The organism is Geodermatophilus sp. SYSU D00525, from assembly GCF_054050475.1.
Genome location: NZ_JBJGZK010000013.1, coordinates 14762 through 38949, shown reverse-complemented (window position 1 = coordinate 38949; position 24188 = coordinate 14762). Strand labels below are relative to the sequence as shown.

Sequence of the window (24188 nt, the reverse complement as noted above, 5' to 3'; positions counted from 1 at the left end):
GGGAGGACCGGTGCGGGGCGGGGGGCTACGTCGACGCCGATCCGGCCGGTGCCGGTCGTCCGGCACCGGCCGACCACCCGTCCGGGCGGTAGATCGACATGACCTCGGCGATCATCCGGTCGTGGTCGCCGTCGTACCGGCGGACGTCGTAGCAGCCCAGCGGGTCCTCGAGGACGTGGAAGAGGCAGAGGTTGCAGTAGGTGCACGGCCGCTCGGGCCGGTCCGCGCCGGCGGCCCACTGCCGCACCAGGTCGGGGTTGGCCATCAGCGGCCGCGCGATGCTGACCGCGTCGCACCGGCCGGACCGGATCGCCTCGCGCACGACCGAGGCGGTCTGGAACCCGCCGGTGACGATCACCGGGATGGACAGGTGCCGGCGCACCTCCGCGGCGTCGGGCAGCAGCAGGCCCTCGGGGTCCTCGGGCGCGGTGCGGGTCCAGAGGCGGCGCATGAGCGGGCGGGTCGGCCGGAAGCGCCACAGGGCGTAGTTGCGCAGCGTGCTCCGGCCCGAGGACAGCATGGTGTCGTAGGTCCCGACGAGGTCCCCGGGGGTGAAGCCCCCCGCGGGGTTGAGCGGGTGGGGGAAGAAGTTCCCGGTGGACACGTGGACGGCGTGCGCGCCGGCCTCCTCCGCCCACCGCAGCACCCGGACCGAGTCCGCCAGGGTGGTGCCCTTCCGGTGCCAGGGGAACAGCGCGTCCGCGTGGTCGACCGCGCTGAGCTTGACCTGCAGGTGGAAGTCCGCCCCCGCCTCCCGGCGGATCGCCGCGATCACCTCGAGGAGGAAGCGGGCGCGGTTCTCCAGGGGGCCGCCGTACCGGTCGGTGCGGTCGTTGATCGCCGGGCTGAGGAACTGGGTGAACAGGTAGCCGTTGCAGGCGTGCAGCTCCACGCCGTCGAGTCCGGCCTCGCGCGCCCGCCGGGCGCCCTGCCCGAACATCGCCACGACCTCGCCGATCTCCCGCTCGGTCATCGCCCGGGCCGGGAGGCCGTGGACCGGATCGGGCCGGCTCGTGGAGCTCAGGGCGGGGTGGACGGCGTTCTCCACGCCGGCGACGTCCCGCTGGCGGCCGCCGTGGCTCAGCTGCAGGAGGAACGCGCAGCCGTGCCGGTGGACGCGCTCCCCCACCGCCCGCCAGAAGGGGATCTTGTCGTCGTCGTCGATGAAGGCGTAGTTGGGCAGGACCCGGCCGCGCACGTGGACGGGCACGTGCGCGGAGACCAGCGCCCCGACCCCGCCCCGGGCGAACCGCTCCTCCCAGTTGACGCGGGCCGTGGTCCCGGTGCCGCCGTAGTCGTCGATGCGGCCGGAGATGCTGCTGCGGAGCACGCGGTTCTTGATCGTGAGGCCGCTGGGGAAGGTGAGCGGGGTCCAGATCGGGTCCGCACCCCCCTCGGCGGGGCTCCGCGGCACGGGCGTGGTCGGCGGAGGGGCGGTCACGGGGTCGCGCCACCCTGAGGTGCCGGCGCCGGGGAGGTGGCCTCCTCGGCCGGGGCCGTCCGGGGGCTCACGACCGGAGCGGTGAGCATCGCCTCCAGCAGTGCGTTGGCGACCGCCCGGTTCCGGACGTCGCCGTGGCCGGCCACGTGCCGGTCGGCGAGCAGGTTGGTGATCCGCCGTGGCGCGAACCGGTACCGGGTCCCGTCGTCGCCGAGGGTGCGGCGGTCGGCCTCGGCGGTCGCCACGGCGCCGTTGGCGCCGAGGCCGCCGTAGGGGTCGTCGGCGTCGCCGAGCCCGCTGCTCGCCTGCCGGGCGAGCCGGGAGGCGATGGCGTAGGCGAGCAGGACCGCCCTGTCGTTGTGCGTGTGGGTGACCACGGCGGGCCCCACCAGCTGCGGGCCGGTGAGCACCCCGCGGAAGGCGCCCCGGGGGGTGGTGCTCCCGCTGAAGCCGCGGTGGCTGAAGGCGGCCTGCAGGAGGGTCACCGAGGCGATCGGCGCCTCGGTGCCGGCTGCCGCCGCGGTGACGACGCGGGCTCCGAAGGAGTGCCCGGCGAGGTGCAGGCGCGGCGGATCGGGCAGCCGGGAGAGCCGGGTGAGCAGCGGCGCGACACCGCGCGCGCCGACGCGGCCGGCACGGTCCTTCATCGTGTAGTAGGTGGTGAGGTTGAGCAGTTGGCGGGCCACCCGGACGGGGCCGAGGTCGCGCAGCGACAGGCCGGTGGCGGCGGTCCCGCTCGCGGTCAGGAAGTCGGGGGGCACCCCGGGCGGGAGGCCGGTGCCCGCACCCGGGGCGCCGGCCGGCTCGGCCGACGCGTCGACGTCCAGCTCGGCCGCACCGGCCTGCGCGAAGACCTCCTCGGTGTCGCCGTCGCGCAGCGCGTCGGGGACGGGGTCGTCGTCCCCGACGTCCGGCTCGGGCGGGAGCAGGTCGCGCAGCCGGGCGAGGAACCGGTCCCGCGCCTCGCTCGAGGCGTCCAGCGCGCCGGCCAGCTCCCGGAGCTCGTCGGCGGCGGCCTGGTCCTCTACCCGCTCGGTGATCGCGTCGAGGAGCGCGGGCAGCTCGCCGGCGGCGGACAGTCCTCCGCCGGCGACCCGGTCGTCGTCGGCCCACTGCACGGAGGGCCAGAGCAGGCCGACGACCACCCACCGCCGGTCCGGCGCGCGGGTGCGGGCGAGGTCGGCGACGTTGTCGGCGAGCTCGGTGAACAGGCGCTCGGCGCCGGCGACGTCGTTGTTCCAGCCGTGCGCGATCAGCAGCACGTCGGTGGCGGGGTGGCGGCCGGACCGGACCAGCCGCAGCGCCCGGTCGACCTGGGCGTCGTGGGCCACCGCGCCCTGCTTCGTGAACTCGACCGGTGCGTAGGGCCACTCCACGGGATCCCCCTCGGGACGCTCGGTCCGGGTCTAGACGGACTGGATGGCGCGCATGGCGTCGACCAGGCCGGCGCCCTGGAAGTGCTTCGACCGCCCGATGTCGGTGGCGGTGTCCATCAGCGCGGCGCGCACCTGCTCGGGGTGGCCGATGAACTCGGGGTGGACCGACAGGAAGCCGGCCGCGACACCGGACACGTGCGGAGCCGCCATCGAGGTGCCGGAGTTCTCGATGTACGCCGAGTCCGGCAGCGCCTCCCGTGCCCGGACGGCGAGCTTCCCCGCGGCCGCGCTGACCACCCGCTCCCCGGGGGCGATCAGGTCCGGCTTCATCCGCCCGTCCCCGGTGGGTCCCTTCGAGGAGAAGTAGGAGACGCCGTTCTGGTGCGGGGAGCAGGACGTGGACCCGACCGTGATCGCGAGCGCGGCGTTGCCCGGGTCGTTGATCGTCATGTCGAACCCGAGGCGGAACACGTTGTTCCGGGGGTCGCGCGCGTAGCCGTAGCCGGAGTTCCCCGCCGCCACCACGACGACCACCCCGGACCGGACCAGCCGGTCGACCTCCCGGCACACCGGCGTGAGCCCGGTGGCGAACCAGGTCGGGTCGAACGGGTGGCCGACGGAGACGTTCACCCCGTGGACGACGAGGTCGCGGCCGCCGTCGTTGAGCGTGTTGACGTACTGCAGGGCGGCGATCAGCCCGGTGATGTCGCCGGACTCGTCGGGCCGCAGCACCTGGCAGGACAGGAGCCGGCACTCGGGTGCCATGCCGGCGATCGAGGGCAGCCGGAGCGGGGCGACCTGCACGCTGCCGGCGCTGTCGCGGTACCAGGTGGTGGCGGTGACGGAGCCGCCCTCGGGCGCCACCACCTCCCCGGCCAGGATCCCCGCGACGTGGGTCCCGTGGCCCGCCTCGTCGACGAGGGCCATCTTGTCGTCGGCGTCCACGAAGGACTTGTGCGGCAGCCCCTCGAGGTTGCGGTGCAGGGCGAAGTGCGGGTGGTCGCCCTGGATGCCCGAGTCGAGGACGGCCCAGACCAGGCCCCGGCCGGTCGCCCGGAACGAGCGCTGTGCCGCCTGGGCCTTCGTCGTCACGACCGAGCGGTAGATGAGGGCGGAGATCTGGAAGTTGGGCCAGAGACGGTGGATCGCCCCGCGCGGCGCCCGGCCCGGCTCGTCCGGTGAGTCCGCCGGGCCGGCGTCGAACCGGACGAGCTCCTCGATCACGGACGCCGGGAGGGTCACCGTGAGGTAGCTGCCGTTGTGGGCGATCTGGTCCTCGCGGACGCCGGCCAGCTCGGCCAGGAGCTGGGTGACCCGGGTGCGGGCCGCGGGGATGCCGCCCTCGTACCGGGTGCGCAGCTCGATCATCACGCCGATCGGGCCCCCGCCGTCCATCAGCTCCCGCAGCGGCTTGGAGACCACCGAGTCCATCACCAGCTCCGGCGACGTCGGCACCTGCCACGTGCGGGCCCCCGGGGTGCCGGGCACGTACCGGTCGGCGTCGTCGGCGGGATCCCGGACCGGGCCGTACTCCGCCGGGAACTGCGGGACGCCGTCCCAGCGCGGGGGTTCGGTCACGGTGCCTCCCCATGGCGTCTGCGGCGCGGCCGTCCGTGGTCGCGGACGGTAGGGGCGGGGCATCACCGTGCCGTCACCCCCGCGTCAACGCGCAGGTCGACGCCTGGACCCGGGACCACGCCGGGCCGTCCCGCGGCCGGCCCGGCCCACCGTCGACGCCCCCGCGCGGTGGGACCGATCAGGTCAGCTCGTGCACCCGGGCCTCCACCTTGGCGAGGACCGGCTCGACCACCCGGCGCGCCTGGAACAGCTTGAGCATGTTGTCCTGCGCCGTGCGCGCGTCGGCCCGCTTGCCCATCTCGACGGCGCAGGCGCTGTAGACGTCGGCGACGCGCTCGTACTGGATGTGGCCCAGGGCGTCGGCCGCCGCCTCGAACTGCTCCACGACCGGCCGGAGCCCCCGCTCGACCTCGTCGGGCTCGGGGTCGAGCACCCGGACCGCGGCCGAGTCGGCGCTGAGCACCTTGAAGGGACGGGCGAGCGGCACGGTCCGCACGGTCCTGAGGTAGAGCGACACCGGGTGCTGGACGCCGAGGTCGTCGGCGACCTCGCCGAGCAGCGCGTCGACGTCGTCGATCGTGCGGGTGCCCCCGACCGCGAGGACCCGTCCCACCGGGGCGGTGAACAGCCTCCCGGCCGCCGCACGGTGCTCCTCGGAGCGCGGCGGCCGCACGGTGAGGGTGGTGACCGCCGGCGCCGTCGACCCGTCCCGGTTGACCCAGCAGGCCTCGATCCGGTACCTGCCCGGCTCCTTGAACGGGAAGCCGAACTGCCCCATCGTCAGGTTCACCGACGCGTAGCGGGACTCCTGCGGGGCCAGGACCTCCATCCGCGGCCGCGTGCAGGCCCGGTAGAAGGGCAGGAAGGGACGCCGCTCGCCCGACGGACCCGTGACCGCCAGCTCCACCGTGCCCTCGGCGGGATCGAGGTCGGTGCGCGCCGGCACCGGCTCGTCGCCGACGTTGCGCAGCCGCAGCTCGCAGAACACGGCCTCGCCGTACTCGACCGCACTGCTCGGCAGGCGCAGGGCCAGCTCCAGCCGCGTGTCGAGCGTCCCGCGCCCGGCCCGCCCGTGGTTGTGGAACCACGCCTCGTTGCCCATCTGCACGAACCGCGCGGGGGCGTGGCGGAGGAAGAGGTTCTCCCCGTCGTCGAAGCGGAAGCGGAACCGGTCGTAGAACCAGGTGGCGTTCAGCCCTCCGCCCGGGCTGGCCAGGTCGGGGTAGTTCATCCAGGACGGCGACTGGGGGGCGTCGACGAGCGGCATCCAGGAGGGCGCCGGCCAGGGCCCGCTGCCCGGCTCACCCAGCACCGCCTGCTTCTGGAACGAGTGCGCGAGGTTGAACGCGTGCCCGGTCTCGTGCACCAGGTCGAAGAACAGCTCCCGGCGCGCCGCCTGCGCCGCGGGCGGGTTGGCCTGGGGATAGGCGCCGCCCTCGGTGTGGAAGTGCGGGCTGCGGGTGAACAGCGCGGTGCCCTGCCGGTCGACGCCGCCCGGCTCGTTGATGTCACCGTCGAACATCACGCCGCCGAGGCCGTCGCTGTCGGCGAGCTCGGCGTGGAAGACCCACATCTTCCACTGGGGCACGTCGGCGTACGCGCTCCAGTGCGAGGCCATCGCGTCGTGGAGCTCCTGGTAGTTCCACCGCCCGTTGGCGCCCGCGGTCGACGTGTCGATGGTGTTCGACCCGTTCGACCGGGTGATGCGGATGCCGGCACGGGCGAAGGCCCGCTCCAGCGTGAGGTCCTCCCGCGGCAGGTCGGCGGGGCGGTCGGGGTGCAGGTGGGTGTCGTAGGGCTCCGCGGCGACCGCGCCGTCCTCGACGTCGACCTCGACCTCCACCTCGCGGAACCACCGGGACACCTGCCGGGCCCGGTAGGGGCCGAACCTCGTGCCGGTGGCGGCCACGAAGACCACCTCGGCCACCGGGGGCGCCGCCGGCGGGTGCCGGAGGAGACCGATCTCGATGCGGTCGACGACCAGCGCCCCCCAGGGCAGGACGAGGTCGGTCACCACGAGGTCGTGGCGGTGCAGGCCCGGGGTCTGCGAGGTGACCCGGCCGATGAAGTGGGCGGGTGGGCCCGGTGCCGCGGCGCTGACGAGGACGGTCCCGCTGACCACCTCGAGCGGGTCGGTCCCGTCGACGTCGACGTGCAGCGTGAACCGGGGCCTGCGCAGCTGCTGCCGGCCCTCGCGGTCGAACGCGAGGTCGGTGAGGACCGGCTGCGTGTCGTCCTCGGGCTCGGCACGGTCGGCGACACCGCCGTTGAACGCGTAGCGGCCCGACAGCTGCCGCGGCAGCGGCCCCGGTGACGACTCGAGGAGCCCGAGCTCCTGGAGTTCGGTGGACGTGGTCATGGTCGGTCCTCCCTCGTTGCCCAGCTCGGTGGCGATCGCGGCGACGTTCATCCGCACGATCTCGGTGGCGAGTCCGACGTCGATGCGGTCGTCGGTGTCGGCGGCGGTGTGCACGGCGGCGTTGGCCCGGTCGGAGGCCTCGATGGTGAGGACGGCGGGGATGCCCGCCCTGAGGAAGGGCACGTGGTCGCTGGCGAACGGGTCCAGCGACGTCTGCACCGTCAGTCCGGTGTGGGCGGCGGCCGCCTCGGCCAGCCGGTCGATCAGGGACTGCGCCGGCGCGGCGCCCTCCAGGAGCACCCCCGGCTCCGGGGTGTTGCGGCAGCCGACCATGTCCATGTTGACGACGGCGGCGATGCGGGACCGCTCGGCCGGGTCGAGGGAGGCGACGTAAGCGGTGCTGCCGTGCAGGCCCTGCTCCTCGCCGCCGAACAGGACCAGCCGCAGGTCGTGGGTCGCCGGGTGGTCGTGCAGGACGCGGGCGATCTCCAGGACCCCGGCGCTGCCGCTCGCGTTGTCGTCGGCTCCCGGCGCCGGCGCGGCGGGGCCACCGCGGGTGTTGACCGAGTCGAGGTGCGCGGTGGCGAGCACGGCCCGCCGCGGTGCCGGGCCCGTCCCGTCGCGGTCGGCGACGAGCGAGACGGTGTCGCTTCCGCCGGGCAGCGGCACGGGGACGACGGCGGTGCGGTAGCCCAGGGCGTCGAGACGCGCCCGCGCCCAACGGGTCGCCTCGGCGAGGCCCGGGCTCGTCGAGTGCCGGGTGGGGAGGGCCGCGAGCGTCCGGATGTCGGCCCCGAGGGCGCCCGGGTGGACGCGCTGCACGAGGTCGGCGACCCACGGCAGCGGGGCGCGCCGTGCGGCGGGGGCCGCGGGCCGGGCGACGACCGCGGCGTCGACCGGCAGGGGCTGTACGCGGTAGCCGCAGGTGGGGTCGGGCCGATCGGGCCACGCCACGGGCACGTCGACGACGAGGTGGCGGCCGGCGTCGAGCACCACCGGCACGTCCGGGTGGTCGTCGAGGAACAGGGTGCCGAGCTGGGTGACCAGCCGCAGCTCCCCGGCCGCCCGCTGTGCCGCCGTGCCCAGCGCCCCGTCGGGTCCCCACCACAGCACGCGGTCGCCGAACACGGTCCGGTGCACACCACGGCGGCCGGGCGGCACGGGGCGGGCCGCCGCGGCGGTGATCAGGTGCTCCATGTCGCCCCCCGGTGGGTCAGGTGCCGAGCAGGTCGGTGACGGCGTCGCGTGCGGAGGACCGCGTGGCGCCGTCCAGCCGCACGGACCTCCCGCCCGCCGAGCACGTCAGGGTCGCCGCGGGCGTCCCGTCGAGGTAGCGGCCGACCCACTCCCCCAGGTCGGCGCCCGCGCCGCGGTCGTCGAGCGCGACGACGGCGACGGGAGGCGAGACCGGCGCCGTCCGCGCCTCGGGCCGGACGGCGGGTACCGGCACGAACACCGTCGCGCGTCCCTCCAGCTCGACGGCGAGACCCGTGACGGCGCGCGTCAGGTCCGGCTCCGACGACTCGAGCACGACGAGCAGCTGGTCCACGTCCACCCTCACGATCCGGTGGTCACCGGCGACGTCGTCCCTCAGGCGCGCAGCGTCCGGGCGGCGACCAGGGATCCGGCGGCGAACCCCTCGACCCGCACGACCCGTGCGCCGGGGACGCCGTCCACCGTGAGCGTCCGGTGCCCGTCGGACACGTCGGTGCTGGCCCGCGGCCGGTCGTCGACGTGGACGTCGAGCCGGTCCGCGCCGACCACGTCGACCTCGAGCGTGAGCGTGCCGCCGGCGAGGGACGCTGCGACGTCCAGCCGGCGACGGGGCAGGCCGGCGAGGATCTCCGCGGCGTGCTCCATCAGGTCGGGGTTGCCCTCCAGCACGTCGCGGCGGGTCATCTCGTGCCGCTCGTCCGGCGTGATGCCCAGGTCCTCCACCGGCGTCCCCGCCAGCGCCCCGACCCGCAGCGTGCGGCGCATCGACACGCGCATGTCCGCCTGCTTCGGCAGCGCGACGTACGGGCTCTCCGGGTTCGGCGCCGGCAGGTCGAGCAACTGCTTGAGCAGTCCGTGGGTCCACACGTTCGCCCCGCCGGCGCCGGTGTTGTCGTCCACCCCGAGGACCGGCCCGATCCCGTGGTCCTGGAAGCCCGCGGCGAAGATGTCGGTCGCCGAGTAGCAGCGGGCGTCGGTGACCAGCACCACCGGCCCGAAGTAGCGCTGCCCGATCGCGTTGGCACCGGCCTCGGGCGTGATCGGGAACCCCGCGGAGAAGATCGAGCCGGTCTGCACCGCCTGCTCCATGGAACGGACCCACGGCCCCAGGTCGATGCCGATGGGGTTGGTCGCGTGCTGGCGGGTGATCGCGAGGTTCAGCGGCGTGCAGATGAACTGCACCGGCTCGGGGGCGATCCGCCGCGGGGTGAGGGTCTGCAGGGTGAACTCGCTGGCGAAGATGTGCCCGCCGCCGTTGCCGCGCACGTCCAGGATCAGCCCCTCCTGCGGCAGCAGCTCCACCAGGCGCACGAACTCGGCGACGAAGGCGTCCGGGTCCGGGACGTTGAACCGGAAGACGCGCAGGTGGCCGAAGGTGCCGGAGCCGGTGACGACGCTGCGGGCCTTGAAGACCAGCGGCATGGACGTCGGGACGTCGCTCCCGGGCGCGGCCGGCTCGGTCGACAGGTCGACGCCCTCGGCACCGAACTGCTGCTCGACCGCCCGGGGGGCGTAGAGCAGCGCCTGCGCGCGGCCGACCTCGTCGGTGAGCAGGTCCAGGCCCAGGGACGCGGCGGCCGGGGTGACGGCGTCGGCGTCGGCCATCGGCGGGACGTTGGGGGCCACCAGCCACGGCACCCGCAGTTCGCGGCGCCCGCCGCCGGCGTCGAGGTAGGTGACGGTGACCCACTCCTCGTCCGGCGGCAGGTGCAGCTTCAGCGGCCGGATGGTCAGCGACTCGATGCCGCGGGCCAGGCGCGCGGCGCGGTTGCTGCCGGCGAAGCGGTCGGCGGCGACCGCCACCGCCCGCTCGATCGGGACGCCGTTCCAGTGGAGGACCTCCACGCCGACCCGGAAGGTCGGGTCGCTGATCCCCGCCGCCAGCTTGCTGACGACGTACTGCCGCCGCGTCCCGTCGACGCACCGCTCGACCTGGAAGGGCAGGTAGGCGATCTGGCCGGTGAAGGGCGCCGGCAGCAGGTAGTTGGTGTGCAGGTCGCGGACCGAGTGGAAGACCTCCGTGAGCTCGGCGTGGAAGACCCGTTCGGGATCCATCGTGGCGTCCGTCTGCTGCCCCAGCCGCGCCCGCAGCAGGCGCAACCGCTGCACCGGGTCCACCGCGTGCATCGCCGACTTCAGGGGCAGGTGGACGTAGTTGTCCTCCATCAGCACCAGCGCCTGGTCGACCAGCACGACGCGCTCGGCGTGGGTCAGCGTCCCCGCCGTCGCGATGAACTCGTGCAACGGCACCGAGCCCGCCAGCGCGGCCTCGCCCGTACCGAGCTGGATGGTCAGCTCCACCGGCAGGGCGTCGTCAGCGGCCACGTCGTCCATCGCCTGTCGCGGTCGGAGGACGGCCACGCGGGAGGTCTGCGTCATGGTCGAGGTGTAGCGGCAGGGGCGTCACCGCGGCGTCACCACGACCGGGTCCCACCCGGCCGGCACGTCCCCGGTCGCGGGGTGCGCGGTGACACCGCGGTGACGGGCCGGGTGTAGGTGGTGTCGGGTGAGCACGGACGCGGGCGTCGAGGTGTCGGGACTGACGGCGGCCGACGTGGAGGCCTCCCTGGCCGAGCTCGCGGGAGCCCGCGACCGGGTCTACTACGACGCCGAGGCCGACGCCGCGGCCGCCGACGCCTACTACGGCGGGGTCGCGCTCGGGGAGTACGCCGACCTGGTGACGCGTTCGCACGCGCGCCGGCCCGCGTACAAGCCGGCGCGGGAGCTGTACCCGTGGGTGGACCTGCAGCCCTCCGGGATGCTGCGCAGCCTGTACACCGGCCACGAGTGGGAGCCGGAGGCGCTGATCCGCGCCGATCTGGCCATCGCCGGGGCCCGCGCCCGGGAGCTGGCCACGCGGCTCGCCGAACTGGGCACGCCGGCCGACGCCACGACGCATGCGGAGGTGGCGGCCGCGGTGGAGGCGGCGTTGCCGTTCAACTGCGAGCACGTGGTCCCGCAGAGCTGGTTCGCCAAGCGGGAGCCGATGCGCGGCGACCTGCACCACCTGTTCGCCTGCGAGGCCCGCTGCAACAGCTTCCGCGGCAACACCCCGTTCGCCGAGTTCGCGGACTTCCCCGAGCCCACCACGCCGAGCGCGCCGCCGCGGGCGGTGCGGGACGAGTGCGGCAAGAGCGAGGCCGGCGGGTTCGAGCCGGCGCACGGCAAGGGCGCGGCCGCGCGGGCCGTCTTCTACTTCCTGCTCCGCTATCCCGGGGAGGTCGAGCCCGGCGAGATGCCACTGCCGCGGCGGCGGGTGCTGCTGGCCTGGCACGAGGAGGAGCCGGTCACCGAGTGGGAGCGGCACCGCAACGCCGCCGTCTTCGACCGCCAGGGCAACCGCAACCCCTTCATCGACCGTCCCGCGCTGGCCCGGGACCTGCTGGTCACGATCGCGCTGGCCGGAGGCGGGTGAGCCCCAGGACCCGGGCGGAGGACCAGCGGCGGCCGCGGTGCCGGGCGCGTGGTCACGGCCTCCCGGGATCCGGGGCGGCCGACGCGACCAGCGGGCCGGCCGGGCCGGCTCGCAGCGCGATCACCCTCCGCCGGTGGGCGCGTAGGTCTTGCCACCGACCGAGTTCAGGACGGTCTGCGCCTGCCGGTCGACGAGCCCGGTGAACAGCTGCTGGCTGCCACCGAAGACGACCGCCCAGGCGATGATCTGCGGTGTCGTGTCCAGCGCCGTCAGCCCGGGGACGAACCCACCCCGCATGAGGAGCAGGCCGAGGAAGGCCGTCAGGGCCCCCGTGGGGAGCTTGAGGGCGATCAGCGCCACGGGCACGCCGAACGGCGTCGAGGACCCTCGGAGCCGGCGCAGGGCGACGGCGCCCGTGACCCCGGCCGCCACCACGCCGACGATCTCGATCAGCAGGACGTCCCACGAGCTGACGGTGTCCCGGATGACGTCGTCGACGTCGCGGCCGCCGAGCGGGGTCTGCCCGGTGGGGCAGACCAGGAGCGGCACCTGGTCGGGCCCGGAGGGCTGCGGGGTGAAGCACAGCGAGATCAGCGTCGGGCGGAGTGCTCCCAGCAGCGCGACGAGACCGGCGATGACGAGCAGGAAGAGGGTCGCCACGGCGACGATGGTGCGGAAGCTCCGGATCCGCTGCTGCTCGCGCTCGGCGGCCGAACTCGCGGCCCGCGTGGCAGCGATCACGGTCTCGCGGTCCTCCTGGTCCAGTCCTCCCCCGTCGCCCCGTCCCGTGGCCCTGCGGTCCGTGACCTCGCGGGCGATCGCCTCCATGCGGACACGGCGCGGGTCGTCCACCGGGAGGTGCCGCCGGACGTGGGCCTCCAGGCTCGGCACCTCCCCGCACACGTACTCCGAGGGCGCGCGACGCAGCAGGTCGACCTCCGCGGCAGAGAGGTTGCTCGCGACCCGTCCGAGGCGGGCCCCGTTGCGCATCAGGGGGCCACCGGACCGAGCGGCCGACCGCACGGTCCGGACGTGGGCCTCGATCGCCACGGCGAGGTGACGATCGGCCTCGTCGTCGCACACCCCCCGCCGGTTCCGCGGGAGGTGGCAGATCCATCTCGACAGGGTCTCGACCTCGGTGGCCCGCGCGAGGGCCTCTTCCCGCCATGCCCGAGTGGTCAGCTCCGCGGAGAACGGCGTCCACCCGTGCGTCGGGGCCGGGCCCTCCCCGTCCTCGGGTCCCGGCCGCGGGGCGTCCCCACCCGGCGGGCCCGCCTCCGCCGACGAGCCCTGTGCCGGAGCCTCCTGCGCGGGTGCCTCCTGCGGGTCCTCCGGTCCAGGACCGGCACCGTCGCTCGGCGGGGAGCTCATCGGGGTGCCACCTCCTCGAAGCACCGACCGATGTCAGCCACCGGTCGCCGACCCTCCGGCACCGGTCGGCGGTGGAGAAGCATCCGTCTCCTCCGTCACCGGAGCGTCACCGTTCGCCGTGCAGCTGGGAGGGGTCCGGGCGCCGTTCCCCGCCGACGCGACGGCACCGCTGCTCCGAGTGGTCCGTCCTCACGGCGGGTCGTTGAGGAAGCGGAACTGCAGCCGCACCGAGTCGTCCAGGGGCACCATCAGCGTGGAGTTGCTCGCGTCCCACGTCTCGGGGACGAGGAACACCCGGTCCTCGCCCTGGATCAGCAGCCGCAGGTCCCGGTACCGGTAGCGGAACGTCTGCCCCTCGCCCGGATCCAGCGCCGTCTCGCGGACGCCGCTGGAGGACAGGTGCAGCCGCTCGGTGGTGTCGAGGATGACGGCCGGGAGGCGGTCCATGTGCCGCGCCACCTCACGCGCCGCGCCCCGTCCGGACCACTCCGCGAAGGTCGCCGTCGCCCAGAAGACGCTGATCACCAGGAGCACGGACAGGACGACGGTCACCAGCCCCGACGGCGCCCTCCCCGGCTCCAACATCCGCGTGATCCGCCGTCCGTAGAGCGCGAGTCCGGTGCCGGCCGCCATGAGCAGCGGCGTGACGAGCGTGTAGTACGCCCAGTCACCGAACAGCGGGAAGGCGAGGAGGAGCAGCACGCCCACGAGCAGGACGGCGTCTCCGGTGACGACGGCGGCGCGTGCTCTCCGACTCCCCCGGTCCACGCGGTCCTGCCCGCGCGCGGCCACCTTCGGGTCGGCGTCCTTCGCTTCTGCGAGGGCGGCCTGCACGCGACGGTGCACCCGCTCGTGGACGACCGCGACGAGGACGGCCAGGAGCGCCAGGACCAGCAGCGGGGTCAGCAGCGGCTCCGGGCTGCGCATCACGTAGTCCTGCGTGCTGAGCCCGATCGTGTCGACGTCGACGCCGAAGTACAGGTACCGCGCCCGTGAGGAGGCGTAGCCGAAGTAGAAGAGCAGCGCGGTGAGGACGCTGAGCGGCGCGACGACCTGCGCGACCGACCCCGCGACCTGCCCGAGCCGGCCGAGGGACGAGGCCGGATCAGGGGACGGGGTGGTCATTCCGGCGGCTCGGGCGGCTCGAGCCTGATGTCCTGGTCGTCCCCATCGATGCTGAGGGCGAGTGCCGTGCAGGGTGGATCCAGGTCCGCCGGACAGTGCAGGCGACCGCTCAGCCGGAGGAGCGCCGAGTCCAGTTCCGGGGCCGGCTCTGCCGGCTCTGCCGGCTCTGCCGGCTCGTCAACTACTGGGGCGTCGTAGCGGACGGCGACGAGGCACGTCTCCCGATCGTTCGGGTCCGTGTTCTCGGGGGTGAAGACGAACCCCTCGCACAGCGGGCCTCCTGTGTTCGAGCACCCGCCCTCCTTCACGGTGAACGACTCGTCGGTGACGACCGGAGTGCCGGCCTGGATCTGGACGCCGGGCGGGAGTTGCGTGCCCAGGTAGCTCACGGGCACACAGAGATCCGACGTGCCGTTCTCCTCCGTGCCGTCCTCCTCCGGCTGGCCCCCGATCGGCAGTCCGACCGTCCGGGCCTCTGGCTCCTCCTCCGCCGGCGACTCCGGGGCCTCCGGACCCGTCTGCTCGGGGGGAGGCGGAGGCGCTGCCGGCTCAGGTGGGGGTTCAGCCGGCGGAGGCGGCGGAGGCGGCGGAGGCGGCGGCGGAGGCGACGGCGGAGGCGACGGCGACGACAGCGGGGGTGATGACGGAGTGGTCGTCTGGGGAGCCGGAGGCGCCGACGAGCCCGGCTCGGTCGGCTGCTGCGGGGAGTCCGGCGCCGGAGCACCCGGTCCGGTCGGCGACTCCCCCGGTGTCTCCGGCTCGGGGGTGTCCGGGCCGGGGGTGTCCGGGTCGGCTGTGGGTTCGGACGGAGGTGATCCCGGATCGGTCGGTGTCGGCGCGGTCGTCGGAGCCGGCGCGGATGACGTCGTCGTGGCCGGAGCGGCACCCGGGTCGCCGTCGTCCCCGCCACCGCCGCAACCGGCGACGGCCACCAGCACCGCCGCGGCCATGCACACGATCCCTCTACGCGACTTCGACATGCGATCACCCCGGCCGTGGCCGCCGCAGTCGCGGCCGGGCGCCGGCACGGCGACCCGACGCCTCGGGGCGTGCTGATGCCGCGTGCATCGACGACCCCAGCTGCAGGGGGACGCGTCTGTCCCCCGAGAGCACCGGCACCTGATCCACCAGCGCGTCAGGCTCGGCGTGGGTCAACGTCCCCGTCGCCGCGACGAACCCACGCGACGGGACCGAACTCGCCTGCGCGCCCTCGCCCGCACCGACCGGGAAGGCCGGCTCGACCGGGAGAGAGTCCTCAGCGGCCAGGTCGGTCGTCGCCCGTCGCAGTCTGAGAGCTCCCACCCGAGAGGTCAGCGGCATGGGTCGAGGTGTAGCGGCAGGGGCGTCACCACCGCGTCACCACGCCCCAGCCGCAGGAGCGGAACCGGGGGGTGTTCCTCGGCCCGCGACCGGCGGGGGGCAGCGCGGGAGGGGCCTCACGTGCTCGCCGGGCGCCTGACCCGCGAGGTCAGGGCTCGTCAAGGCTGACTCAGTGAAGCATCCCGACCACAGAGCCCTGACCTGCGGTACTGCTCCTCAAGATCACTTTCGACAACTCCCCGCCCGCCGGGCGTCCCGGAGTGCTCATGGGTTTTCTCGAGGGCAGGGGGGCGCGGCTGACCGCGCGATTGTCCGAGGCTGAACGACGACGACAGGTCCTGGGCTGCTTCGCGCGCTACTTCGGTCCCCAGGCCGCACATCCCACGCGGTATGTGGAGCGTGACTGGATGGCCGAGGAGTTCACCCGCGGCTGCTACGGCGCCCACTTCACGACCGGGGTCTGGACGTCCTACGGCGAGGCGTGGCGCGCGCCGGTGGGCCGCATCCACTGGGCGGGCGCTGAGTGTGCGCCCGAATGGAACGGCTACATGGAAGGCGCGGTGCGCAGCGGGGAAGCGGTGAGCGCCCGCCTGCTCCGGTGGCCAGACCGTGTTCGGTGACCACGGATGGTCATGAGGCGGGCCGGATCCGGCCGCCCGACGCCCCGGGTCCCCGGAACCGTCGTCGTGAGCTAGCCGCACGGTGCTGCACATCCTGCCTGGCAGGCGCGAGGCTCCTGTTCTGCGCCGTCGCGAGCCCGGCCTCGTGCGGACGAGGGCGGCACGGGGCCGTCAGCACAACCACTGGCGCAGCTCAAGCCGGCGCGGTCACCAGCAAGGGGGTGCGGCCTGCCGCGGCGGGGCGGACAGGGGGCACCCCCAGGTGGGCACCCAGCCCGTGACATTGACGTGATGCCGCCGTGACGCATGGGGCGAAGAGTCGTCGGTGGGCGACGGCGTCGCCGTTGGCGATCGCCTCACGACCACGGGCAGTGATCCGGCGCGGCAGCAGAGCCTCGCACAGTCCAGGGCGACCGACAGTCGCGATGACAATCCACACAGCGGCACCGCCGCTCGAACAAGCAGCATGGAGGACCGATGACCTCGGGCACCTCGGGCAGTTGTGTCGATGTCCCAGCGGCTGACACCCCCAGCGCCGATGTCCCCGCTGCCAACGTGCTGGCGGTGCCGTCGGCGCCGACAGGGCTGCGCGCGATCGCCAGTCCTGCGAGCGTTCGCCTCACGTGGTCGGACGACGACGGTGCCGCCCAGGTGACCAGCCACGTCGTCGTCGGGTCTGACGGCCAGATCCGCCCGGCGGGACCTGACGGACGGATCGACGTGACCGGCCTGGTCAACGGCCAGAGTTATTCCTTCACCGTCACCGCGGTGAACGGCGCCGGGGCCGGCCCGTCGTCGTCGCCCTCCGTTCCCGTCACGCCTCAGGCGCCGACCCTCGGGAACCGGTGGGCACTGACGACTCCCATGCCGACCGATCGCGAACAGGCGACCAGCGTGCGGCTGCACGACGGCCGGGTGCTCGTCGTCGGCGGAGTCGCCCCGGGCGCGAGCGGCTCGGGCCTGTCGGTCTGCGAGGTCTACGACACGGTGACGTCTACCTGGACGTCGGTGGAGGCCATCGGCGCCGTTGCGTCCCACTTCGGGCTCACGTTGCTTCCCGATGGCCGGGTGTTGCGTACCGGCGGGTTCACTGCATCGTCCACACCGTTGGCGACCACGGAACTCTTCTCGCCTACGACCGGTCAGTGGACGCCGACCGTCGCGATGGGCACCGCCCGGTACGGGCACACAGCCGTGCTGCTCGCCGACGGCCGGGTTCTCGTCGCCGGCGGTGTCACGAGCACGTCGACCGGGTTGGCCACACTCGCCTCCGCCGAGCTCTACGACCCGGCAACCGGTCAGTGGTCGACGACCGGCTCACTGGCCACAGCCCGCACCAAGCACAGCGCCATCCGGCTCCTCGACGGCCGCGTCCTCGCCGTCGGCGGAGACGCCGGGCAAGACGGATTCACCAGCGCCGAGCTGTACGACCCCACTACGGGCTCCTGGACGACCACCGGTCCGATGAGCGACGGACGATCGGACGACGACGTGTGCTGCCCCGGCATCGCACGGCTGCCCAGCGGTGACGTCCTGATCGCCGGCGGCTCCAGCCCAGCGGGCGCACCGAGCAGCGTGCTGAGCAGCGCCGAGGTGTACCGGGTGGCCACCGGGACATGGACAGCGACCGGGAACCTGGTCTTCGGCCGAGACAGCGGATTCGACCTGGTGCCGCTACTCGACGGCAGGATCCTCATCGCTGGTGGACGCGACGACTGGGGCGCAGTGGCCTACGCCGAGCTCTACGACGAAGTGACGGGCACGTGGACCCGGACCAACGACATGCGCGTCGCCCGCAGGTCTCCTGCGACGGCCCTGCTCGCCGACGGACGCGTCCTGCTCGCTGGTGGAGGGGCGATGGAGCCACCGTCGGCTCCTCCCGGGTCGGCGGAGACGTTCAGTCCCACCTGAGACGTGCGGGCCCACGACGATTTGCGCCCCGTCCGGCGTGGGTGGACGGAGCGGCGGCGAGAAGTGCCCTGCAGGGCAACAGATGAGGATGCCCGGCACGCGTAGGTCGGTCAGTGGCAACAGCCGGTGCACGTCCTCGCGGTCGGCGTCAGCACACTGCCCTGTCAGCGCGGGGATGCGCTCGCGGTTGAGAAGGGGATCATTCCGACACGAGGTCTAGAGGACGGTGCGAGAGTAGGTCGTGGGGTCCTGTTCCGTCGTGACGGGCCGCCGCAGGCTGCGGCGCATGTCCTTGCCGGCGTCTTCCCCGCCGCCGCGGCTGATCAGTGACGAGCTGTGGGCACTGGGCGAGCCGCTGATCCCGCCCCGGCCGCCGGCGGTGCACGGCCGCACCGGCCGGCCCCGGGCCTCCGATCGGGACGTGCTCGAGGGCATCGCGTTCGTGCTCACCACCGGCATCGGCTGGGCCGAGCTCCCTGCCGAGCTCGGCTATGGCTTGGGCTGGACCTGCTGGCGCCGGATGCACGAGTGGGCCGAGGCCGGCGTCTTCGACCGGCTGCACCAGGCGGTGCTCGACCGGCTCGGTGAGCAGGACCGGCTGGACTGGTCGCGGGCCAGCCCGGACTCGGTCAGCCTCCGGGCGAAAAGGGGGTGCGCTGACCGGGCCCAACCCCACCGACCGGTGCAAGGCCGGCAGCAAGTACCACCTGCTCGTCGACCCGCTGGGCTGCCGCTCAACGTGCTGGTCTCGGCCGCGAACCGGCACGACAGCCTCTTCGTCGAACCGATCCTCGACGGCATGCCGGCGATCCACCGCGGCGACCGCGGCCACCCACGGCGGCGGCCGGTCAAGCTGCACGGCGACAAGGGCTACGACAACCCGCGCGTACGCCGCTACCTGCGCCGCCGCGGCATCGCCGCCCGCATCGGCCGGGACCCCAGAGCCCGACTCGGCCGGCACCGCTGGGTCGTAGAACGCGCCCTCGGCTGGCTGCTGTCCAACAAACGCCTGGCCCTGCGTCACGACCGCACCGCCGTCAGCATCACCGTCCTGGCCCGGCTCGCAGTCACGCTCATCTGCGCCCGACGCCTCCCGACGAACCAATGCAACGACTTCTAAGCCCGTATGCCTGCCGTGAGCAGTTGCCAGGGGCTCGCAGCGAGCGACCGCCCTGTGCCCCTGAGCGGCCCACCAAGGGACACGGCCCACGAGATCGGTCGGGGCCGACGTCTCGCCTGAACCGCCGGGAGGGCCGCGGGACTCTAGTCGGCCGTCACCGCCCTGAGGATCATGGCAGTGGTCGGAGCAGCCTCACGGAGGGGGACCTGCGATGACCGAGACCAGCGAGGTCATGGACCGCTACCTTGACGCACTGCGGAACGGCAGGGATTTCGCCCAGTCCTTCGCCCCGGACGTCGTTTGGACGACCATGGAGACCGGCGTGCAGATCCGAGGTCGGGAGGCCGTCCGCGAACACATCGTCGCGATGCACACCCGGTCCTTCGACGCCCACCCAGAGTTGGTCAGCCTCCTGACCGGCGAGGGTGCGGCGATGCTCGAGGCCGTCTTCATCGGTCGGCAGGTCGACACGTGGGAGGGCGTGCCGGCCAGCGGCCGCGATGTCCGGTTCCCCTATGCCATGGCCTACGACATCGCGGGCGGGTTCATCACCGCGCTGCGCGCCTACTTCCCGATGGCCGCGCTGCGCGCGCAGCTCGTCCGGGCCGAGGCGCCCGGCAGCGCGCCGGCGCCTGTGTGAGGGACAGGTCGCATCGAGCGGCCGGCGCCGTTGCTCGCGCAGAGCAGTGACCGCCTCGTCGCCGCAGGGGACCATCGCGAGCGCGGCCCTGCCGCGTAGCCCGGAGCGGCCCAGACATCCCACCAGGACACGCCGTCGGTCCAGGACAGCCACACTGTGAGCCGTCCCGTCCGCACGCCATGTGTCTCTGGAGCCGCCTTCAGGGACACCAGCGCTCGCGGTGCTCGGATCGTTCAGCCCTCGACCGCGTCCTGCGGTACCGGTATGACCCGACGTGACGAGGTCCCGGGTCCCCTAGGGCACGGCGACGTGGGGCTGCCCGCGGCCGAGCCGACGGGGGAACGCCGCCCAGTGGTTTGTTGGTCGTCGGCCGGGGCTCGGGTCGCCTGCCAGCCCGCTGACCTGCGGTGTTGCTCCCCCGATTGGACTCGAACCAATAACCCTGCGATTAACAGTCGCATGCTCTGCCAATTGAGCTACGGGGGATGGGCGGGTGCGACCCGCGCGCCTCACGAATGTACCTCACGCCCTCCGGCGCCCTGCGCAGGCCCTCCGGATCGCGGACGATCGCGTCCCCCCGTAGCGTGATCACGAAGCCTGTCCGCCCCGCGACCCCGGAGGTCCCCGTGGCCAAGTTCTCCTTCCTCCTCGGCTTCGGCGCCGGATACGTGCTCGGCGCCCGGGCCGGCCGCGAGCGCTACGAGCAGATCCGCGGGCTGTGGTCCGACGCCAAGGACAACCCCCAGCTGCAGGGCCTGGCCGGCATGGCGCAGGCCCGCGCCGACGACGTCGTCAGCTCGGTGAAGGCCAGGATGGGCCGGGACACCGGCTCCAACGGCGCGTCCCCGCGCAGCACCGGCACCACGACGACGCCGCCGACCACGGCCACCGAGTCGCCCGACCTGACCGCGCTGCCGGTCGACCCGCCGCCGGTCGGCTGAGACCACCGGCCGCGGAGCAGCCGACCTCAGCCCGGCTGCTCCGCGGCCAGCGCCTCCTCGAGCTTGCGGCGGGCCACCTCGCGCGCCTCCGGGTCGCTGCGGTCGGCGTCGTCGTCGAACACGACGGTCCACTCCCGCGCCGCCTGACCGGGCACCCGGCGCGCCACCAGCACCACCCCGCCGCCGTTCGGCAGCGGCGAGCGGCGGCTGGCCACCACCGTCTGGTCCACCCGGCGGCGCACTACGGCGGGCAGGTCGCCGGCGTCGCTCAGCGCGTGCCGCTGCGCGGGCTCACGCGCCTGCACGCCGGGCTCCACCTCGGTCAGCGCGCTGACGGTGAAGCTGCCACCGCCGTCGTTGGTGGCCGCCCAGCGGGCCGAGCCGACCTCGTGCCAGCGCAGCACACCGACGTCGCCGGCCGCGTCCAGCGGCAGGTCCGCGGGGACGACGCGCAGCCCGCGGCTGGTGGCCACCAGCCAGCCCTGCCCGCGGACCAGCGCGCCCCAGGCCAGCACCCGCTCGTCGGGGTCGGCCGAGGCCTGCACGACGGCGCGCACCGGCTCCGGTGGGCGGGTGAACCGGCGGCGCAGGGCGGAGGCGAGGCTCACGCGAGCCCGCCGATCGCCCGCTGCCGCAGCGAGATGGCCTCCTGCTCCAGCGCCATGAGCTTGGAGAAGGCGCGCATGTAGGCGTCACCCTCCTCGACCGGGTTCATCCGCTGCAGCCTGGCCTTGAGCGCGGTGACCTGCCGGACGATGGCCATCTCCTGCAGCCGGGCCAGCACCGCCGAGACGTAGCCGGCGTCGCCCTCCCCCACCGACCGCAGCGGCTCGACGGCGAGCGCGGTGAGCTGGGCGCGGGCGGTCTCGCGCTCGCAGTGCGCCGCCACCAGGTCCAGCCACTCCGGCCCGGTGACCTGCGCGGCCGCCGCGCCCCCGGCCTGGATCACGGCCGCGGCGACGGCGGCGTAGTCCGGGTCGGTGTAGGCCTCGGGCGGGATCGCGTCGAACGAGGGCCCGGCGATCTCGGGCACCTGCAGCGCGGCCTTCACCGCCTCCCGCTCGACGGCCAGCGCGGCGTCGTCCGGGGTGCGCTTGGGGACCCGCGGCCGCGACCGCGAGGACGCCACCTCCCCGCCGGTGATCCGGCGCACCCGCTCGAGCACCTCGCCCTCGTCGGTGTCGCCGATCAGCCCGGCCAGCCGGCGGGCGTAGGCCGGGCGCAGCGCGTGGTCCTTGACCTGGGCGATCAGCGGCGCCGTCCGGTCCAGCGCGGCGACCCGACCCTCGACGGTGTCCAGGTCGTACTCGGCGAGCGTCGTCCGCAGGACGAACTCGATCAGCGGGGTCCGCCGGGCCACGAGGTCCCGGACGGCGGCGTCGCCGTGCGCCTGGCGCAGCTCGCAGGGGTCGCGCCCGTCGGGCTCGACGGCCACGAACGTCTGCGCGACGAAGCGCTGGTCCTCCTTGAACGTCTTGAGCGCGGCGGCCTGGCCCGCGGCGTCGCCGTCGAAGGTGTAGACGACCTCCCCGCGGAACTCGTCCTGGTCCATGAGCAGCCGGCGCAGCACGCCGATGTGCTCGGGGCCGAACGCGGTGCCGCAGGACGCCACCGCCGTCGTCACCCCGGCCAGGTGGCAGGCCATGACGTCGGTGTAGCCCTCGACGACGACGGCCTGGTGCTTCTTCGCGATGTCCCGCTTGGCCCGGTCGATGCCGTAGAGGACGCTGCTCTTCTTGTACAGCGGCGTCTCGGGGGTGTTGAGGTACTTGGGGCCGGGGTCGTCGTCCATGAGCTTGCGGGCGCCGAAGCCGATGACGTCGCCGGTGATGTCGCGGATGGGCCAGACCAGGCGGCGGTGGAACCGGTCGATGAGCGTGCCGCGCGAGGACTCCTTGGCCAGCCCCGCCGTCACCAGCTCCTGCTGGCTGTAGCCCTTCGCGCGCAGGTGCCGGGTCAGCGCGTCCCACCCGCCGGGGGCGTACCCGCAGCCGAAGTCGACGGCGACCTGCCGGTCGAAGGCGCGGTCGGCGAGGAACTGCCGGGCGGGCGACGCCTCGGGGCTGCGCAGCTGCTCGGCGTAGAAGTTGGCCGCCTCGGTGTTCGCGGCGACCAGCCGGGCGCGCTGCCCGGCCTGCGCCCGGTCCGGCGCCCCGGTGGGCCGGCCGCCGTCGTCCTCGTAGGTCAGGTCGATGTTGGCGCGGGCGGCCAGCCGCTCGACCGCCTCGGTGAAGCTCAGGTGGTCGATCTGCTGGACGAAGCTGATGACGTCGCCCCCGGCCCCGCAGCCGAAACAGTGGTAGAGGTTCCTCGAGGGGGTGACGTGGAACGACGGCGACTTCTCGTCGTGGAACGGGCACAGGCCCTTGAGGCTGCCGCCCCCGGCGCGCTTGAGCTGCAGGTGCTCGCCGACCACCTCGTCGATCCGGCTGCGCTCGCGCACCAGCGCGATGTCCGCCGCTCGGATGCGTCCCCGGCCGGCCATGGGCCTCCTCCGTCGTGCTGCTGCCGGGACGCCCGTGCGCGTCCCGCACCGATCATCCCCCGTCGCGACGACGGCGAGTGGTGGCCCTCGCCCGCTGTGGGCTCAGCCGCTGCCCGCGGCCGCGGCGCCGCCGGCGGCGACGGCGACCACCGCCGCGCCGTAGGTGCGCCGCTGCAGCACCAGGACCAGCCACAGCAGCAGGACCTGGACGTCGAGCGGCAGGTCGTCGTCCGCGGTCAGCGTCGGCCGGGGTGACCAGCCGCCGGTGGAGCCGCTCCCGGCCACCACCCGCTCCCCCACCGCGAACCGGTAGGTGCCCCGCCACCACGACGCCGGGACGACGTCGACCGCGGTGCCGTCGGCGTCGACCCGCCAGGTGCCGCGCCACACCGACACCTGCCGAGCGGTGAAGCGGGCGGCGTCCGCGGGCTCGGCCGCCCACCGGCCGGCGAGCACCCCGCCCCTGCGCCGGCCGAGGACCCACTCGCGGTCCCCGACGACGGCGGTGGCGGCCTCCTTCCAGCCGCTGACGCGGAGCCGGGCGACGGCGCCGTCGCGCAGGACGGGCACCTCGCCCTTCGCCGTCCCGCGCTCCCCCGCCCTCCCCGGCTCCAGCATGCGCCCTCCTCAGCCGATGCCCGGCGCGCCGGCGACGCTCTCCCCGGTCACGCGGTAGAGCAGGTAGGCGGCGGTCTCGCGGAGGATGTACCGGAACTGGGTGTTGCGGGTCTGCACGGCGGGGCCCTGCCGGGTCGGCGAGCTCTCGGCGCTGATGCCGGCGTCCTCGGCCATCCGCTCGGCGCGCATGGCGTGCCAGGGGTCGGTGACCACGACGGCGCTGGTCCACCCGCGCTCGCCGAACGCCGTCCCGACCGCCCGCATGCTCTCCAGCGTGTCCACGCCCTCGGGCACCGCGAGCAGCGACTCCTCGGGGATGCCCTGGCCCAGCAGGTAGTCGCGCCCGGCCTCGGCCTCGGTGAACTGGTCGCCGGCCGCCTTGCCGCCGACGGTGACGACGACCGGCGCGACGCCGTCCTCCCACAGCGACAGCGCGTGCTCGAGCCGGGCCTCGAAGATCGACGACGGGACGCCGTTGTACTGAGCCGAGCCCAGCACGACGATCGCGTCCGAGGCCGGCCGCGCGTCCTGCCGCGCGGTCCACCAGATGGCGGCGGCGGTGGAGGCGACCAGCAGCAGGGCGGCGAGCACGACGGCGCCGAACACCCGTGTCACCAGTGCCCCGACCCGCGTCACCGGTCGAGGATGACACG

Annotated in this window: 19 protein-coding genes and 1 tRNA gene; 6 read left to right on the top strand and 14 right to left on the bottom strand. The window is 74.3% G+C overall.

Annotated features, from left to right (window positions below):
* Positions 1-25: 25 nt before the first annotated feature.
* The 6 genes from ACI796_RS13080 to ACI796_RS13055 all read right to left on the bottom strand — a co-directional run bounded on the left by ACI796_RS13080 (position 26) and on the right by ACI796_RS13055 (position 10348).
* Positions 26-1441, bottom strand: a complete 1416-nt coding sequence (locus ACI796_RS13080) for an oxidoreductase (protein WP_456941665.1) — start codon at positions 1439-1441, stop codon at positions 26-28.
* Positions 1438-2817: a hypothetical protein gene (locus ACI796_RS13075; protein ID WP_456941664.1), complete on the bottom strand. Its 1380-nt coding sequence runs from the start codon at positions 2815-2817 to the stop codon at positions 1438-1440. Before ACI796_RS13075 ends, ACI796_RS13080 begins: the two co-directional genes overlap by 4 nt.
* Positions 2818-2847: 30 nt before the next feature.
* Positions 2848-4395, bottom strand: a complete 1548-nt coding sequence (locus ACI796_RS13070) for a S8 family peptidase (RefSeq protein WP_456941663.1) — start codon at positions 4393-4395, stop codon at positions 2848-2850.
* Between the two features lie 178 nt (positions 4396-4573).
* Positions 4574-7951 (bottom strand): M28 family metallopeptidase, encoded by a 3378-nt coding sequence (locus ACI796_RS13065; RefSeq protein WP_456941662.1) that lies wholly within the window; start codon positions 7949-7951, stop codon positions 4574-4576.
* 16 nt (positions 7952-7967) lie between these two features.
* Complete coding sequence (locus ACI796_RS13060; protein WP_456941661.1) at positions 7968-8315, bottom strand: hypothetical protein; 348 nt, start codon at positions 8313-8315, stop codon at positions 7968-7970.
* Between the two features lie 29 nt (positions 8316-8344).
* The gene (locus ACI796_RS13055) at positions 8345-10348 is read right to left on the bottom strand and encodes a S41 family peptidase (protein WP_456941660.1); all 2004 of its coding nucleotides are present in this window, start codon (positions 10346-10348) and stop codon (positions 8345-8347) included.
* A 127-nt stretch (positions 10349-10475) separates the two neighbouring features.
* Between ACI796_RS13055 and ACI796_RS13050 the strand changes: the two genes are divergently transcribed.
* Entirely contained in the window at positions 10476-11384 is a 909-nt protein-coding gene (locus tag ACI796_RS13050) for an endonuclease I family protein (RefSeq protein ID WP_456941659.1), read from the top strand.
* Between the two features lie 120 nt (positions 11385-11504).
* On the opposite strand, the gene ACI796_RS13045 is transcribed toward ACI796_RS13050, so the two are convergent.
* From ACI796_RS13045 to ACI796_RS13035, 3 genes are all read right to left on the bottom strand, one after another.
* Positions 11505-12125, bottom strand: coding sequence for a hypothetical protein (locus ACI796_RS13045; protein ID WP_456941658.1), 621 nt, complete (start codon positions 12123-12125; stop codon positions 11505-11507).
* Between the two features lie 819 nt (positions 12126-12944).
* Positions 12945-13880: a hypothetical protein gene (locus ACI796_RS13040; RefSeq protein ID WP_456941657.1), complete on the bottom strand. Its 936-nt coding sequence runs from the start codon at positions 13878-13880 to the stop codon at positions 12945-12947.
* Positions 13877-14269, bottom strand: coding sequence for a hypothetical protein (locus ACI796_RS13035; protein ID WP_456941656.1), 393 nt, complete (start codon positions 14267-14269; stop codon positions 13877-13879). Before ACI796_RS13035 ends, ACI796_RS13040 begins: the two co-directional genes overlap by 4 nt.
* 1140 nt (positions 14270-15409) lie before the next feature.
* Here ACI796_RS13035 and ACI796_RS13030 point away from each other — a divergent pair.
* The 4 genes from ACI796_RS13030 to ACI796_RS13015 all read left to right on the top strand — a co-directional run bounded on the left by ACI796_RS13030 (position 15410) and on the right by ACI796_RS13015 (position 19491).
* Positions 15410-15820 carry a flavin monoamine oxidase family protein gene (locus tag ACI796_RS13030; protein ID WP_456941733.1) on the top strand — a complete coding sequence of 137 codons (411 nt, stop codon included), beginning with the start codon at positions 15410-15412 and terminating at the stop codon, positions 15818-15820.
* A 477-nt stretch (positions 15821-16297) separates the two neighbouring features.
* Positions 16298-17731 carry a kelch repeat-containing protein gene (locus tag ACI796_RS13025; RefSeq protein WP_456941655.1) on the top strand — a complete coding sequence of 478 codons (1434 nt, stop codon included), beginning with the start codon at positions 16298-16300 and terminating at the stop codon, positions 17729-17731.
* Positions 17732-18017: 286 nt separating this feature from the next.
* A complete protein-coding gene (locus ACI796_RS13020; protein ID WP_456941654.1) occupies positions 18018-18851 on the top strand; it encodes an IS5 family transposase in 834 nt (277 codons plus the stop codon).
* Positions 18852-19062: 211 nt separating this feature from the next.
* Positions 19063-19491 (top strand): nuclear transport factor 2 family protein, encoded by a 429-nt coding sequence (locus tag ACI796_RS13015; RefSeq protein WP_456941653.1) that lies wholly within the window; start codon positions 19063-19065, stop codon positions 19489-19491.
* Between the two features lie 413 nt (positions 19492-19904).
* Here ACI796_RS13015 and ACI796_RS13010 read toward each other — a convergent pair.
* A tRNA-Asn gene (locus tag ACI796_RS13010) sits at positions 19905-19977 on the bottom strand.
* Between the two features lie 140 nt (positions 19978-20117).
* Here ACI796_RS13010 and ACI796_RS13005 point away from each other — a divergent pair.
* Positions 20118-20432 (top strand): hypothetical protein, encoded by a 315-nt coding sequence (locus ACI796_RS13005; RefSeq protein WP_456941652.1) that lies wholly within the window; start codon positions 20118-20120, stop codon positions 20430-20432.
* A gap of 26 nt (positions 20433-20458) precedes the next feature.
* Here ACI796_RS13005 and ACI796_RS13000 read toward each other — a convergent pair whose 3' ends face one another.
* From ACI796_RS13000 to ACI796_RS12985, 4 genes are all read right to left on the bottom strand, one after another.
* Entirely contained in the window at positions 20459-21040 is a 582-nt protein-coding gene (locus ACI796_RS13000; protein ID WP_456941651.1) for a hypothetical protein, read from the bottom strand.
* Positions 21037-22917: a DNA primase gene (gene dnaG / locus ACI796_RS12995; protein WP_456941650.1), complete on the bottom strand. Its 1881-nt coding sequence runs from the start codon at positions 22915-22917 to the stop codon at positions 21037-21039. Before dnaG ends, ACI796_RS13000 begins: the two co-directional genes overlap by 4 nt.
* 102 nt (positions 22918-23019) lie before the next feature.
* Positions 23020-23535: a hypothetical protein gene (locus ACI796_RS12990; RefSeq protein ID WP_456941649.1), complete on the bottom strand. Its 516-nt coding sequence runs from the start codon at positions 23533-23535 to the stop codon at positions 23020-23022.
* A 9-nt stretch (positions 23536-23544) separates the two neighbouring features.
* Entirely contained in the window at positions 23545-24171 is a 627-nt protein-coding gene (locus ACI796_RS12985) for a YdcF family protein (RefSeq protein WP_456941648.1), read from the bottom strand.
* Between the last annotated feature and the right edge of the window lie 17 nt (positions 24172-24188).

Coding starts and splice junctions, on each gene's coding strand:
- ACI796_RS13040 (WP_456941657.1), bottom strand. CDS start 13,880: ATGACCACCCCGTCCCCTGATCCGGCCTCGTCCCTCGGCCGGCTCGGG.
- ACI796_RS13020 (WP_456941654.1), top strand. CDS start 18,018: ATGTCCTTGCCGGCGTCTTCCCCGCCGCCGCGGCTGATCAGTGACGAG.
- ACI796_RS13015 (WP_456941653.1), top strand. CDS start 19,063: ATGACCGAGACCAGCGAGGTCATGGACCGCTACCTTGACGCACTGCGG.
- ACI796_RS13055 (WP_456941660.1), bottom strand. CDS start 10,348: ATGACGCAGACCTCCCGCGTGGCCGTCCTCCGACCGCGACAGGCGATG.
- ACI796_RS13065 (WP_456941662.1), bottom strand. CDS start 7,951: ATGGAGCACCTGATCACCGCCGCGGCGGCCCGCCCCGTGCCGCCCGGC.
- ACI796_RS12990 (WP_456941649.1), bottom strand. CDS start 23,535: ATGCTGGAGCCGGGGAGGGCGGGGGAGCGCGGGACGGCGAAGGGCGAG.
- ACI796_RS13025 (WP_456941655.1), top strand. CDS start 16,298: ATGACCTCGGGCACCTCGGGCAGTTGTGTCGATGTCCCAGCGGCTGAC.
- dnaG (WP_456941650.1), bottom strand. CDS start 22,917: ATGGCCGGCCGGGGACGCATCCGAGCGGCGGACATCGCGCTGGTGCGC.